Raw genomic sequence first — 16,891 nt, 5'->3', positions numbered from 1 at the left:
TCGTGACAGGGAGACATGAACATGACAAAATCGAATTCAATTCAGGATATTTATCCGCTGTCTTACATGCAGGAAGGGATGCTTTTCCATTCCCTCCTGCAAAAAGATTCACAGGCATATGTTGAGCAAGCTTCTTTTACAATAGCAGGAAAAGTCAATCCGCAGTATTTTCAAAACAGCATCAATGCTCTTGTCGCAAGACACGATATTTTCAGGACGATTTTTATCAGTCAAAATGTTTCCTCTCCCCAGCAGGTTGTCCTGAGAGAACGCAATGTCGTCGTGCAGGAAAAAGACATTACGCATTTAAACAAAGAGAAGCAATCACAGTTTATCGAACAATTGAAAGAAAAAGACCGCGCTCAAGGGTTTCACTTGCAGAAAGATCTGCTCATGCGCATCACTCTGATTCAAACAGGAGAGGGCCAATACACTTGTATTTGGACCTTTCATCACATCATGATGGACGGCTGGTGCCTCAGCATTGTGTTAAAGGAGTTTCTTCATATTTATGCATCTTATGTAAATGAATCCGCTATATCACTAGAGCCGGTTCAGCCATACGGAAGGTATATCAAATGGCTGATGGAGCAAGACAAAGAGCAGGTGGTTTCATATTGGGATCATTACCTTTCCGGCTATGAACAGCAAACCATGCTCCCAAAGCAGAAAAAAACAAAAGGGAGAAGCAGGCAGGAACACGTTACGTTTTCATTCTCTAAGAAAGAAAGCAGCAGGCTTTCGGAGCTTGCAGCAAGAGAAGAAGTGACACTCAGTACGATTTTCCATACCATTTGGGGCATTCTGCTTCAAAAATATAATAATCATGATGACGCCGTATTCGGTTCTGTCATGTCTGGAAGACCCGCCGAAATCGAAGGCATTGAACAAATGGTAGGTCTTTTCATTAACACGATACCGGTTCGGGTGCAGGGGGCAAAAACACCATTTCTACAGCTCATAAAAGATATGCAAAAAGACCGACTTGCCGCTGAAGCATACAGCTACCATCCTTTATATGAGATTCAAGCCCGTTCAGCGGTTAAGCAAGGGCTGATTGACCATATTCTCGTATTTGAAAACTATCCGGTGCAGCAAGAGATTCAAATGCTCAACAAACAGGACCATGCTTCAGATCTTTTTCAGATTCATAACTTCGCTGTCGCAGATGAAACCAACTACAGCTTTTATCTTATGGTAGCGCCAGGAGAAGAAATCCATATAAAAATGAGCTATGATGCTGAGCAGCATGATCGGTCTTTTGTGCTTTCTGTCAAGGAGCATCTTCTGAATGTTGTATCGCAAATCTTACACAATCCGAATCTTTCACCTGGCGAAATCGAGATTACGACAGACACTGAAAAGCGGCAGCTGATTGGAGAAATCGCAGATCGAACACCAGTTTACGAAACCATCCATGCCATGTTTGAAACACAAGCAGAAAAGACGCCGGATGCTTATGCGGTAATTGATCAAGCCTGCTCGTTAACATACAAAGAACTGAATAAATCGGCTAACAGATTGGCGCGGCATTTACGAATGAAGGGTGTTGCGAGACAGGAGCCCGTTGCGATTATGATGGAACGCTCAGCGGCGTTTATCACAGGTGTTCTTGGAATCTTAAAGGCAGGCGGCGCTATTGTTCCGATTGATCCGTATTATCCAGCTGACAGAATCCGTTATATTCTAAATGACTGCGGCTGTTCGCATGTTGTTTCACAAGCGCATCTCTCCTCATCGTTAGAAAACAATTACATTATCACTCATGCAGAAGATATCGAAAGCAAAGAAGACGGCAGTAACATGAAGTCAGTCAATAATGCTGACGATCTGCTGTATATCATTTATACGTCAGGTACAACAGGTAAACCAAAGGGTGTTCAATTTGAGCATCGAAACATGGCTAACTTGCTGAAGTTCGAATATGCACACTCTGGCATTGATTTCGAAGCAGATGTTCTGCAATTTGCGACACCTGCCTTTGACGTCTGCTATCAAGAAATATTTTCTGCGCTTCTGAAAGGCGGCACACTGCACATCGTGCCAGAATCCATAAAAAGAGATGTGCCTCAGCTGTTTGCATTTATAAACAAGCAACAGACGAATATTGTGTTTCTCCCAACTGCTTTTATCAAAATGATTTTCAGCGAACAGCAACTGGCGAACTCGTTTCCTTATGGCGTCAAACACTTGATTGCAGCCGGGGAACAATTAATAATTTCAGAGCTTTTTCAGGACGTATTGCGTGAGCGCGGCCTGCACCTGCACAATCATTACGGACCTTCAGAGACTCATGTCGTATCTACGTATACCATTCATCCGGGAGGCCCTATTCCGGAGTTTCCGCCAATCGGTAAACCGATAGGCTGTACTGATCTATATATTTTAAATCACCAAAAACAGCTGCAGCCCTGCGGCGTACCTGGTGAACTCTATATTTCCGGCGCAAGTGTTGCCAGAGGTTATGTCAATCACGATAAACTGACACGCGACAAATTTTCATCCGACCCATTCAGGCCTGGTGCGATCATGTACCGTACAGGTGATTTGGCCAGACGGCTTGAAGACGGCAACATCGAATATATCGGACGGGCAGACAATCAAGTGAAAATCAGGGGTTATCGAATTGAGCCGCAAGAAATCGAAGTCACGTTAATGAATCATCCGGACATAAAAGAGGCTGCCATTCTCATCAGACAAGATGAAAACGGTGAATATGAATTATGCGCTTACTATTGCAGTGTACAAAATCTGAATGCAATAGATTTACGCAGCTATATGGCTAGTGAGCTGCCAGAATACATGATTCCGGCGAAATGGGTATGGGTTGACAGCATACCTCTTACCCCAAATGGCAAAGTAGATCAATCAGCACTTCCAGAGCCAGATGCTTCGATCAGCGGAAATCCATATACTGCCCCTCGTAATCTGTTAGAGGCAAAGCTTTCACAACTATTTGAAGATGTGCTGAAGAATGGCTCTATAGGCATCCAAGACAATTTTTTTGATCATGGCGGCCACTCTCTAAAAGCAACAGTGCTGATGTCACGGATTGCAAAGGAATTTCATGTGCAAGTTCCGCTTAAGGACATTTTTGCCTATCCGACAGTGGAAGGGTTAGCTTCAATCATTCGAAATGCAGAAGAAAATCCGTATGCAGCAATTGAACCGGCAGAAGAAAGGGCGGCATATCCTGTATCTTCCGCTCAAAAACGGATCTATGTGCTTCAGCAGCTTGATGAGGGTGTCGCCTATAATATGCCTGCGGTCTTAGAACTGGAAGGGACACTGGATGTCGCTAACCTGTCTGCTGTATGTAAAGAACTGATCAGTCGGCATGAGCCTCTTCGAACTTCCTTTGTATCCGGGGCAGATGGCGAGCCTGTTCAGCGTATTCACACCGAGGTACCGTTTGAATTAAGCAGAGAGACCGATATCGAGAGATTTGTTCGTCCCTTTGATCTCAATCAAGCGCCGTTATTTAGAGCGGGTCTTGTAAAAGTGTCGAACGAGAAGCATGTATTGCTGGTAGATATGCACCATATTATTTCAGATGGCGTATCCGTTCAGCTCCTAATCCGAGAATTCACCGATCTTTATGCAAAACGGCAGCTTAAGCCGCTGCGGATCCAGTATAAAGATTACGCCGTCTGGCAGCAGCTTTTTAAAAAGGGAGACTCGTATCAAAAGCAGGAGACTTACTGGCTGCAGCAGTTTAGCGGAGACCTCCCTGTACTAGAGCTTCCTACAGATAAACGCCGTCCGGCAGAACGGCAATTCGCAGGCGGAAAAGTAACCTTTCAAATGGATAAAGAGCTCACGTCCCGGATAAAACAGCTCGCCCATAAAAACAGCAGCACACTTTACATGACACTGCTCGCTTTGTATTCATCTTTTTTATCACGGTTAAGCGCTCAGGATGATATCGTGATTGGTTCACCTATCGCCGGACGGCCCCATGCCGATCTTGAAGCTGTTCTTGGGATGTTCGTCAATACATTGGCTCTCCGCACACGCCCGGCCGGTCATAAGACATTTGAAGAATTTCTGAAAGAAGTCAGACAAACGGCACTGGAAGCGTACGAGCATCAGGATTATCCGTTTGAAGAGCTCGTGGATAAACTCGGCGTACAGCGGGAAATGAGCCGGAATCCACTGTTTGACACAACGCTTGTCCTTCAGAATATGGAACAGCAAAAGCTGAAAATGAAAGATGTACAGCTTCAATGGAAGGACTTGCATCATCCAATATCAAAATTCGATATTTCCTTGTATGTTACAGAACACGATTCCGAACTTTTCTGTCAGTTTGAATACAGTACAGCTTTGTTTGAGAAAGAAACCATCCAAAGGTGGGCCGGCCTTTTCACCACCCTTGTGGAACATACAGCTGCCAGTCCTGAAACAGAATTGGACAACATTCCACTCTTAACAAAAGAAGAAGAGAGAGATTTCATTGAATCATGCCATCCGGTTCAGGGGACGGGCTATCCGATGAATCAAACGCTCCACTATGCACTCGAAATGCAGGCAGCAAAAACGCCTGATCAGACAGCCGTTATCTTTGAAGCTGGAGCGATGACCTATAAAGAATTGAATGAACAGGCTAACCGTATCGCCTGGGAGCTGATTGGACGGGGAGTAAAATCTGAAACAACAGTTGCCATTATGGGAAGGCGTTCGCCTGAAATGCTGATTGGCATTTATGGCATTCTTAAAGCGGGCGGCGCTTATCTGCCCATTGACCCGGATTATCCGGAAGAACGAATCAGCTTTCTGCTCAAAGACAGCGGTACAAACATTCTTCTGCTTCAGTCTGACGGCCTTCATGTTCCGGCATTTGCAGGAGAGATTCTTTATCTCAATCGGACAAATAACGGGCTGAAACATCGTTTGTCCAATCCGAATGTTGACGTTCTCCCGCAATCTTTAGCCTATGTCATCTATACATCCGGCTCTACCGGGATGCCTAAGGGCGTTGAAGTTGAACATCGATCAGCGGTGAATTTTTTGAATTCCCTTCAGTCCCGTTATCAACTGAAGCAATCAGATGTGATTATGCATAAAACATCTTATTCATTCGACGCTTCAATATGGGAGCTGTTTTGGTGGCCTTATGCCGGTGCTTCTGTTTATCTGCTTCCTCAGGGAGGCGAAAAAGAACCTGAAGTGATCGCAAAGGCCATAGAAGAACAAGAGATCACAGCTATGCATTTTGTGCCTTCAATGCTACATGCCTTTTTAGAACATATAAAAAATCGCTCTGTACCGATGAAGAAGCCAAACGGACTCAAGCGGGTGTTTTCCGGTGGAGAGCAGCTGGGGGCCCATCTCGTCTCCCGATTTAGCGAGTTGCTTCCAAATGTTGCATTAACCAATTCCTACGGGCCAACAGAGGCAACTGTAGAAGCTTCATTCTTTGATTGTCCGATGCATGAAAAACTTGAACGAATTCCTATTGGCAAACCTGTTCACCATGTCAGATTGTATATTCTCAATCAGAAGCATCGGATGCTGCCTGCCGGATGTATCGGTGAACTGTACATTGCCGGAGCGGGTGTGGCCAGAGGTTATTTGAATCGGCCGGCCTTAACAGAGGAGCGTTTTCTTGAGGATCCCTTTTACCCGGGGGAACGCATGTACAAAACAGGGGATGTAGCCCGCTGGCTCCCTGACGGGAATATGGAATTCCTCGGCCGCACGGATGATCAGGTGAAAATCCGCGGCTACCGGATTGAGCCTGGAGAAATTGAAGCAGCGCTTAGAAGCATAGAAGGCATAAGGGAAGCGGCCGTTACCGTACGGACAGACAGCGGCGAGCCGGAATTATGCGCTTATATAGAAGGGCTCGAAAGAAACGAAGTGCGGGCGCAGCTTGAGAGACAGCTGCCGGGCTACATGATCCCAGCCCATATGATCGAGATGGAACAGTGGCCGGTTACTCCAAGCGGAAAGCTGGACCGGAACGCCCTGCCAGCTCCTAACGGAGCGGCAGATGCAGAGACCTACACAGCGCCAAGAAATGTGACCGAGATGAAGCTTGCCCAGCTGTGGGAAGACGTCCTGAAAAACGGCCCTGTCGGGATTCACGACAACTTCTTTGACCGCGGAGGACATTCCTTAAAAGCAACGGCGCTTGTCTCCCGAATCTCAAAAGAATTTGATGTACAGGTGCCACTGAAAGATGTGTTTGCCCATCCGACGATAGAAGGACTGGCTTCTGTTATCCGTGAAGGAACGGACAGTCCATATGAAGCGATAAAGCCGACGGAACAGCGTGAGACCTATCCGGTTTCATCTGCCCAAAAGCGGATCTATGTCCTTCAGCAGCTGGAGGACGGAGGGACAGGCTACAATATGCCGGCTGTATTAGAACTGGAAGGGAAGCTTGATCCAGAAAGGCTGGACAGGGCTTTCAAAGCGCTGATCAATCGCCATGAGTCGCTGCGGACCTCCTTTGAACAGGATGGAGGCGGTGAGCCGGTGCAGCGCATCCATGACGAGGTGCCGTTCACATTACAGACGACAGTTCTCGGCGACCAAACTGAACAGGAGGCCGCAGCCGCGTTTATCAAGCCGTTTGATCTCAGCCAAGCGCCGCTGTTCCGTGCCCAAATCGTAAAGGTATCAGATGAGCGGCACCTGTTGCTGGTTGATATGCATCACATCATTTCAGACGGTGTTTCCGTCAACATTCTGATTCGGGAATTCGGAGAGCTGTACAACAACCGGGCCCTTCCGACGCTTCATATTCAATATAAAGACTACGCCGTATGGCAAGAAGGATTCAAAACAGGAGACACGTACAAAACGCAGGAGGCGTACTGGCTGAAGCAGCTCGAGGGCGAGCTGCCGGTGCTGGATCTCCCGGCTGATCAACCCCGCCCGCCGGTGCGAAGCTTTGCGGGTGACAAGGTCTCATTTACGCTTGATCAAGAGGCCGCATCAGGGCTCCACAAGCTGGCAAGGGAGAACGGAAGCACACTGTACATGGTGCTCCTTGCGGCCTACACAGCGTTATTGTCACGCTTAAGCGGACAGGAAGATATCATCGTCGGCTCGCCAATTGCCGGCCGGCCGCACAAGGATCTGGAGCCGATACTCGGCATGTTTGTGAACACGCTGGCGCTGCGGACACGCCCGGAGGGCGGGAAGCCGTTTGTACAGTATTTGCAGGAAGTGCGCGAGACAGCATTGGAAGCCTACGAGCATCAGGATTATCCGTTCGAAGAGCTTGTCGATAAGCTTGAATTGACAAGGGATATGAGCAGAAACCCGCTGTTTGATGCTATGCTAGTTGTCCAAAATAATGATTACGAGCCATTGCAACTGCATGATTTGCAAATGAAGCCGGCACAAGTTTCTCATCTCGTGTCTAAGTTCGATTTAACATTACAAGCATCTGAAGGTGACGGAAACATCCATTTCCTTTTTGAATATTCAACAGCACTGTTTGAGAAAACCACCATTGAACGCTGGGCGTCGCACTTGACAAATATACTTCGCATCATCGGCAAACACCCGGAGGTGACACTCAACCATATCGACGTCCTGACACAAGAAGAGCGGAACCAGCTGCTCAATGAGTTTAACACCGGGAAAGCGAATCAGTACGAAATACAAACCATCAGTCAATTGTTTGAACAGCAAGCTGCGCAAACACCAAAAGCGTCTGCACTTGTCAGCGGAGACAAAACACTGACTTATCAGGAGCTAGACGAGTGGTCCAATGGAATCGCACACACATTACGCAGCAGAGGTGTTAAACCGGACACACCAGTAGGTATCATGGTGCATCGTTCGTTTAGTATGGTAGCAGCCATACTTGGTGTGTGGAAAGCCGGAGGCTGTTACGTTCCCATTGATCCTGAATACCCATCGGAACGGAAACGATATATTCTCAGCGACAGCGAAACGAAACTACTGTTGACAGTAAATGAAGCGGATTGGAGAGAACTTGCTGATTTTGAAGGAGAGGTCTTGACGATAGAGAGTGCGGAGGCTTATGACAAATCGCCGCTGCCGCAAGTGTCGTCTACCCATCATTTGGCTTATATCATTTATACTTCAGGAACGACGGGCCGTCCAAAAGGGGTGATGGTCGAGCATAAAGGGATTGCCAACACGCTTCTGTGGCGGAGAAACACTTATGCATTCAACGAGACAGATGCCATCCTGCAGCTCTTTTCTTTCTCATTTGACGGCTTTTTAACTAGTATGTTCACACCGCTTTTGTCAGGTGCAAAAGCAGTTCTGCTTCATGAAGAGGAAGCAAAGGACATTCTGGCCATTAAGCATCAGCTGTCTCGTCACCGGATTACACATATGATTATTGTGCCTGTTTTATATCGAGCGCTTTTGGACGTAGTGCAGCCGTCAGATGTAAAGACACTTAGAGTCGTCACACTAGCGGGAGAAGCAGTTGACCGCGAATTGATCCACCGCAGCTTGGCCATTTGTCCGCATACCGAACTCGCCAACGAATATGGGCCTACAGAAAACAGCGTGGCAACAACCGTCATGAGACATATGGAAAAGCAGACATGCGTAAGCATCGGCCAACCGATTGACGGGACTCAAGTACTGATTTTAAATAGCAGTCATCAGCTTCAGCCAATCGGTGTTGCGGGAGAACTTTGTATAGCTGGAACAGGGCTTGCAAGGGGGTACGTCAATCTTCCGGAACAGACAGAGAGAGCCTTCACAAAGAACCCATTCAAACCTGAAACCCGAATGTACCGAACAGGAGACGCCGCTAGATGGATGGCCGACGGAACAATCGAATATCTGGGAAGAATCGATGATCAAGTCAAAATCAGAGGATACCGTGTAGAAACGAAAGAAATTGAATCGGTCATCCGTTGTATAAACGGTGTACAAGACGCCGCAGTAGTTGCTCATGTAACAGCGTCAGGACAAACCGAATTAAGCGCTTATATTGTGACAAAACCAGAGTTGAGCACAAATACTGTACGCTCAGAATTACAAAACAAGCTGCCGGTGTTTATGCACCCTGCGTTTATTGAAAAACTGGATGCACTTCCATTGTCACCTAACGGCAAGCTGGATCGCAGAGCACTTCCGAAACCCGTATCGAAGAGCGGAGCTGAACGTCCATTCCTCGCGCCAGCCAGCAAGATGGAACAAATACTGGCGGATATATGGACAGAAGTACTGGGGGCAGAAAAAATCGGAACTGCTGATTCGTTCTTTGAACTTGGAGGAGATTCGATCAAAGCGTTACAAGTATCCGCGCGGCTTCATCGGATAGGAAAGCAAATGGCAGTAAAAGATTTGTTTAGCCATCCGACCATTCAAGAACTGGCAGCTTATATCCGTGATTCAGATACAAGTTCCAGCCAAGCTGCGGTTGAGGGAGACGTACAATGGTCGCCTGTTCAAAAATGGTTTCTTTCTCAAGAGATAAAAGAAAGAAACCATTTTAATCAGTCCGTTATGCTGCATCGGAGCACTTCTGTACAAGAGGTGGCACTTCGTAAAACGTTAAAAGCAATAACGTGTCATCATGATGCGCTGCGGATGGTATTTACACAGAATGAACAAGGAAAGTGGAGTCAATATAATCGGCCGCTCAGTCATTCGGACGACGCGCTGTACGGCCTTCAGATTATTGATTTGTCGGCTTCGGACGGCACTGATGGTAATAGACCGTATGAACCTCTTATCAAAACCCATGTACTTGATATTCAGCAGAAAATGGATTTGAAAAATGGTCCGCTGCTGCAAGCCGGTCTATTTCACACAATTGACGGTGATTTCTTATTTTTATCTGCTCATCACCTCGTTGTTGACGGTATTTCGTGGCGAGTGCTGCTAGAAGATTTGGCTTTAGGCTATCGTCAAGCTGCAGGCGGGGAAGAGATTCAGCTGCCGCCTAAAACAAGCTCATTTAAAGCGTATACGAAAAAGCTCTCTGACTACGCTGAAAGCCAGCAGCTAATGAAACAGCTTAAGTATTGGCGCGAAATCGAAGAATATCAAACAGAAGCACTGCCTTTTGATCAAATCGGCGGAACCAGAGAAAACGAGAGAAAACGGTCCACGATTTCGTATACCTTAAACGAGAAAGAGACAGCTGCGCTATTAAAAGACGCCAACAGCGCATATAACACTGATACGCAGGACATGCTGCTGTCTTCTGTCATTCTTGCGCTGCACCATTGGACCAATCGATCCGCCTTCAAACTATCATTAGAGGGACACGGGCGAGAGGGTGTATTAGACGGGATAGATGTGAGCCGTACGGTTGGATGGTTTACCGCCATTTATCCGTTATTGATTAAACTGAACGCAGACTTGCCAGCTTCGGAAGAATACATGGTTCATGTGCTAAAAACAACAAAAGATACACTGAGACGCGTACCGGACAAAGGATTCGGCTACGGTGTCATCAAATATTTGACGCCGCCTGACAAAAAAGACATCAATTTCACAGGCACGCCAGAAATCAGCTTCAATTATTTGGGGCAATTTGAAAGCAGCGGCCCAGCTGAAGCACCTGAAGAGGACGCCTTCTCATTCTCTCCGCTGGGTGCCGGGGATGATATCAGCACAACATGGAATCGTGAACAGTTACTGGATATCAGTGCAATCGCTGCAGAAGGGAAAATGACTGTCAATATGACTTATGACACTACCCGTTTTGAGCACAAAACCATCGAACAGCTTAGCGAAACATGCCGTCAATTTTTATTACAGCTGATCGAACACTGCCAGAACAAAAGAGAAACAGAAAAGACCATCAGTGATTTTGATGATCAAGAACTAACCGAGGACGCCCTGCAAGAGATTGCTGATATGCTCAGTTTTCACTAATGAATCCGTGAAGAAAGGTGCAGACATTATGAATAACATCAAAAAAATCAAGAACATTTATCCTCTGAGTCACATGCAGGAGGGAATGCTCTTTCATTCCTTCCTCCGTAAAGAGGAGGGGGCATACGTTGAACAGTCGCTCTTCACCATTAAAGGAAGCCTCAGTTATGAATGGTTTCAGCGCAGCATTCAAACCATCATCGACCGCCATGACATTTTCAGAACCGTCTTTTTGCCGCACGTCCCCCATTTGTCGGGACCTCGGCAAGTCGTGATGACTGAACGCGAATTTCATTTGTGCAGTGAAGACATTTCCCATCTGCCAACAAACGACCAGAATGAGTATATTGAATGCTTTAAGGGAAGAGACAAACAAAAAGGCTTTGATTTGCAAAAAGACATGCTGATGCGAATTTCTCTGTTCAAAACAGCTGAAGAGGAGCATGTCTGTGTCTGGAGCCATCATCACATTTTAATGGATGGCTGGTGCCTTGGCATCGTTCTTCAGGAATTTATGCGGATTTATCAATCGATTCATGCAGGAAAACCGCTTTCTTTAGACCCTGTTCGTCCGTACAGCACCTATATTTCCTGGCTGACAAACCGTGACAAAGAAACAGCGGCGGAGTACTGGGATTCATATTTAAAAAACTACAGCACCCCATCACCGCTGCCTCGTGTGTCTGATGAAGAAACAAAAGAAGGTTATCAACGTGAAGATTTGGTATTTTCATTAAGTAAGTCACTGACTGACAAGCTGAAAGAGACTGCCAAACAACAGGGCGCCACCCTCGCTACCCTAATTCAGGCCGTCTGGGGCGTTATGCTCCAGCAATATAACCGCACCGACGACGTTGTATTTGGTGCGGTTGTATCAGGCAGACCATCAGAAATTCCGGGCGTGGAGCAAATGATAGGATTGTTTATCAATACCATTCCTGTTCGCATTAAAACACAGCAAGGCGAAACGTTCCAAGAACTGCTCAGACGATGCCAGAAAGAAATGCTGGAAGCTGAGCCGTTTACCTGTCAGCCTTTATTTGATATTCAGGCAAACACCTCATTAAAACAGGAACTGATTGATCACATTATCGTCTTTGAAAACTATCCGATACAGCAGAAAATCGCCGATTCCGCTGATCATACCGATTCACCGCTGCAAATCGATCAAGTTCAAGTATCCGAGCAATCAGGATATCACTTTAATCTTGTCGTTGCTCCCGGCGAAGAACTTGTCATCAAATTCAGCTATAATGCGTTCGTTTACGATGCTGCTTGGATCAGCTGTATCAAGAGGCAATTTACGCAAGCACTAAGCACAGCTGCACATTATCCTGATATTCCTATTGCTGATTTTTCTTTTCTTGATGCAACAGAAAAAGAGCAGATTGTCACACAGTTCAACAATACAAAAACAGAGTATCCAAAGAATCATACAATTATCGATTTATTTCGAGAACAAGCAGAAAAAACACCAGACCATACCGCACTTGTATATGGGAATATGTCTTTTTCGTATGAAGAGCTTGATAAACGCTCTAATTCACTCGCCAGAGCGTTATATCAAAAAGGGTTTCGGAAAAACGAGACAGCCGGAATATTGGCTGCTCATTCTCCCGAATTCATCATCAGTGTGCTTGCCGTTTTAAAAGCAGGGGGAGCATACCTCCCGCTTGATGCTGAGCTCCCTCCTGAACGAGCCAGCTTTATGCTTGAGGAAACGCAAGCAAAAATGCTGATTGTTCAAAAGGGGCTGGAGCAAACAACTGCATTCTCAGGAACAAGTATCATTTCAGATGCGCAGGGATTGATGGAAGAGAACGATATCCCTATCAACATCAGCTCCAGCCCGGATGATCTTGCGTACATCATGTATACCTCAGGATCAACAGGCCGGCCGAAAGGCGTCATGATCACCAATCGCAATGTCGTGTCCCTTGTCAAAAACAGCAATTATACGTCTGCGTCCGTTGATGACCGATTTATTCTGACTGGATCTATCAGCTTTGACGCCGTCACCTTTGAAATGTTCGGGGCGCTATTAAATGGTGCAAGCCTTCATATCATTGGCCAATCGACACTGCTGTCACCTGATCGGTTTGGGGCGTATTTGATTGAAAATGACATCACCGTGCTATTTTTAACGACAGCTCTTTTTAATCAGCTGGCACAGGTACGAGCAGACATGTTCAGCGGGCTCCATACATTATATGTCGGAGGAGAAGCACTCTCTCCCGCCCTGATGAATGCTGTCAGACATGCCTGTCCTGATCTTGCGCTTCATAATATTTACGGACCTACGGAAAACACGACATTTTCAACCTTTTTTAAGATGAAAAGAGATTATGCAGGGCCGATTCCGATCGGGAAACCAATCAGCAATAGCACCGCTTATATCTTAGATGCAAAAGGGCAACTTTTGCCAATAGGCGTTCCCGGCGAGCTTTGTGTAGGCGGCGATGGAGTCGCAAAAGGCTATTTGAACAGAGAAGATCTGACAAATGCTGTTTTTTCTCCACATCCTTTCTTGCCTGGAGAAAGAATATACCGTACCGGTGATCTGGCGCGCTGGCTGCCCGATGGAAACTTAGAATACATCAGCAGGATTGACAGGCAGATGAAAATCCGCGGAAAACGAATTGAGCCCGCCGAAATTGAAGCGCGCCTGTTAGAAATGGAAGGTGTGCAGGAAGCGGCAGTGACAATGAGAGAAATTGACGGAGAGGGACAGCTGTACGCTCATTACGTCGGCGATGACAAACGAACAGAAAAGGAGATACGTGCCGATTTGACGCGTGTGCTCCCAGACTATATGATCCCGCAGCACTGGGTGCGTGTGGACCGGATGCCGCTGACCGGAAATGGAAAAATAGACCGCAGCGCTCTTCCTATACCAGAAAATAAGCCTGACAAACGGAAGGACATCACACTGCCAAGAAACTTGGTTGAGGAAGAATTGGCGAACATTTGGAAGCATGTTCTCGGTGTCAACACAATCAGTATTGATGATGACTTCTTTGCACTTGGCGGACATTCACTAAAAGCACTGCAGGTCATACACACACTGAAGCACCAGCAGCAAATTGATATACCGATTGATTTGTTATTCGAACATCCGACAATCGCTCAGCTTGCCGAAACACTTTACTCTAAACAGCTGACAGACGCAAATGAACAGCATGTGATCAAACTGAACCAGCACGGCGCGCAAAACCTGTTCTGCTTCCCGCCGATATCAGGATTTGGCATTTATTTCAAAGACCTTGCTTTATTGCTGAATGACAAGGCATCTGTCTACGGATTTCACTTTATTGAACACGACACCCGCATTGAACAATATGTTAATTGCATCACGGACATACAGCCTGAAGGCCCATACGTTTTATTAGGCTACTCGGCAGGCGGAAACCTGGCTTTTGAAGTGGCACAGGCTATGGAGCGCAAAGGATTGGAAGTCAGCGACTTCATTATCGTGGACGCTTATCTCAAAAAACAGTCTTTGCCTATCGATACCGGAAATGACGAATCTGCAGCATATTTGCCTGAAGCGGTCAGGGAAAAGGTGATCAAGAAAAAGAGAAACTATCAGGCATATTGGGCACAATTGCTAAATGAAGGGCGCATCAAAGCAAACATTCATTTCATTGAAGCTGGAATTCAAACCGAAACCAGCGGGCATACAGGCTTGACGAAATGGGAGGGAGCCTGTGGAACCTACAGTGAGTACACGGGCTTTGGCGCTCATAAAGACATGCTGGAAGGAACATATGCTGAAAAGAATGCTGACATCATCCTCGACATAATAGACAAGATCACTTTAAATAACGCGATACTGCAAAAACGATAAGCGAATTAGCGGACAGAGGCATGCATTCTCTGTCCGTCTTTCTGTTTGTATCAAGAATGGATAAAGGACACTAGGGAATGATAACATTATCCTTTTTCTTGGAGGCTTCCCATGGATCACCTATCTTTTCTTACATTTATCATGCTGATTCTAGCCAGTTACAGGCTGACACATTTGATTGTATTCGACAAAATCACAGAATTTATCCGAAAACCTTTTATGAAAAAGAAAAGGATTGTAGATCAAAACGGGCATGTAGACGAAAAAAGCGTGCCGGCTTCTAACTTTGGATACATGCTCAATTGCTACTGGTGTGCCGGTGTTTGGTGTGCCATCTTGATCGGACTTGGCTATCTTTTTTTGCCTCGTATTGCTATACCGCTGATCTTTATTTTAGCCATCGCCGGGGCACAAGCGATCCTTGAAACCGCTGTCGGTGTCGGCGTAAAACTCATTGATGTGTTAAAAAGCCTGCAAACCATGATGAATGATAAAAAGTCCTAAAAGCGGCTCACAACATGCTTTAGGACTTTTTTCGTTTATTTAGTGAGATAGACATAAATCCTGATTTCTTCATTCTGTTAATCACCCTTTTATAGCCCGGGAATACCGTAATAGCGAATAGTGAAAGTGATGTAATGGGGGAGAAGAAACAGAATGAAGGTTTGCCAAAAGTCGATTGTCCGTTTCCTTGTCAGCTTGATCGTCGGAACGTTTGTCATCTCCGTTCCGTTTATGGCCAATGCACAGTCTGACAGGGAGCTGAGAGCCGTATGGATAGCTTCCGTATTGAACATTGATTGGCCGTCAAAAAAAGGGTTATCGGTTGAAAAGCAAAAGCAGGAGTATAGCAAACTGCTGGATGATGTGCAAAAAATGGGAATGAATGCCGTTATTGTTCAGATTAAACCGACGGCTGATGCCTTTTATCCATCCGCATACGGACCTTGGTCTGAATACTTAACAGGTGTCCAAGGGAAAGACCCAGGCTATGATCCGCTTGCATTTATGATTGAGGAAACCCACAAACGAAATTTGGAATATCACGCGTGGTTTAATCCTTACCGTATTACGATGAATCATACAGATCTTAATAAATTGTCTGAAGATCACCCGGCAAGAAAACATCCAGACTGGGTTGCCGCCTACGGAAACCAGCTGTATTATCATCCGGGCATTCCAGAAGCGAGAGATTTTATCGTTAAAGGAATTGAAGAAGTCGTAAAACATTATGATATCGATGCCGTTCATATGGATGATTATTTTTATCCTTATAAAATAGCGGGAAAGGAATTTCCTGATCAAGCACAGTATGAACAATACGGAAAACACGCTTTTTCGAATATTGATGACTGGCGGCGGGACAATGTGAACCAGCTTGTCAAACAAATCAACCAAACAATTAAAGCTGCAAAACCGTATGTCAAATTCGGCATCAGTCCCTTTGGCGTATGGAGAAACGCCGCAGATGACCCGACCGGATCGAATACAAAAGCAGGCGTCAGAAATTATGACGACCTATATGCAGACACAAGACATTGGATCCAAGAAGGTGACATCGATTATATCGCTCCGCAAATTTATTGGAGTATCGGCTTTAACGCAGCGGCTTACGACGTGCTGGCTGATTGGTGGAGCAATGAAGTTAAAAATAGGCCTGTTCACTTATATATTGGCCAGGCAGCATATAAAATCAATAACAATTTTGATCCGCCTTGGTCCGACCCCGAGGAATATGTGCGGCAAATCACGTTGAACCGTCAGCATGAGCTGGTAAAAGGAAGCATGCATTTCAGCCTCAAGGACCTCAACAAAAATCCGCTTGGCATCAAAGACAGGCTCATCACTGATCTTTACAGCAAGCCGGCATTGGTTCCGCAAATGCCTTGGCTTGACAGTACCGCTCCAAAAAAACCGAAGCTTACAAAAGTCATCGAAAACAAAAACGGCAACCTTCTGCAGATTAAAGACCATCCATCAAATCAAAAAACGAAAGAAACAGCCTATTACGCAATATACAGAGCCGAAGGGAAAAAGCAGAAAACATTGCTGGCAACGCAAAGAAAAACACATGAGCAGCAAACCTTCTTAGATAACTCGGCAGATCCTAACAAGAAATATACGTATTATGTCACCTCAGCAGACCGGCTTCATAATGAAAGCAAGGCTTCCAAACGAACAACAAAATAAGAAATGAGACGGACGGCT

Annotated in this window: 4 protein-coding genes; all 4 read left to right on the top strand. The window is 45.9% G+C overall.

Annotated features, from left to right (window positions below; translation table 11 throughout):
• Window positions 1-21: 21 nt before the first annotated feature.
• The 4 genes from CDO84_RS08900 to CDO84_RS08885 all read left to right on the top strand — a co-directional run bounded on the left by CDO84_RS08900 (window position 22) and on the right by CDO84_RS08885 (window position 16,873).
• Entirely contained in the window at window positions 22-10,836 is a 10,815-nt protein-coding gene (locus CDO84_RS08900) for a non-ribosomal peptide synthetase (RefSeq protein WP_088299187.1), read from the top strand.
• A 7-nt stretch (window positions 10,837-10,843) separates the two neighbouring features.
• Window positions 10,844-14,683, top strand: coding sequence for a non-ribosomal peptide synthetase (locus tag CDO84_RS08895; RefSeq protein WP_082033044.1), 3,840 nt, complete (start codon window positions 10,844-10,846; stop codon window positions 14,681-14,683).
• 111 nt (window positions 14,684-14,794) lie between these two features.
• Entirely contained in the window at window positions 14,795-15,187 is a 393-nt protein-coding gene (locus CDO84_RS08890) for a DUF1360 domain-containing protein (protein ID WP_014476970.1), read from the top strand.
• A gap of 153 nt (window positions 15,188-15,340) precedes the next feature.
• A complete protein-coding gene (locus tag CDO84_RS08885) occupies window positions 15,341-16,873 on the top strand; it encodes a glycoside hydrolase family 10-like protein (RefSeq protein WP_040083009.1) in 1,533 nt (510 codons plus the stop codon).
• The last annotated feature ends 18 nt before the right edge of the window (window positions 16,874-16,891 follow it).

The organism is Bacillus sp. MD-5 (genome assembly GCF_002201875.1).
GTDB classification, from domain to species: domain Bacteria; phylum Bacillota; class Bacilli; order Bacillales; family Bacillaceae; genus Bacillus; species Bacillus stercoris.
This window is presented reverse-complemented; position numbering and strand designations above follow the sequence as displayed.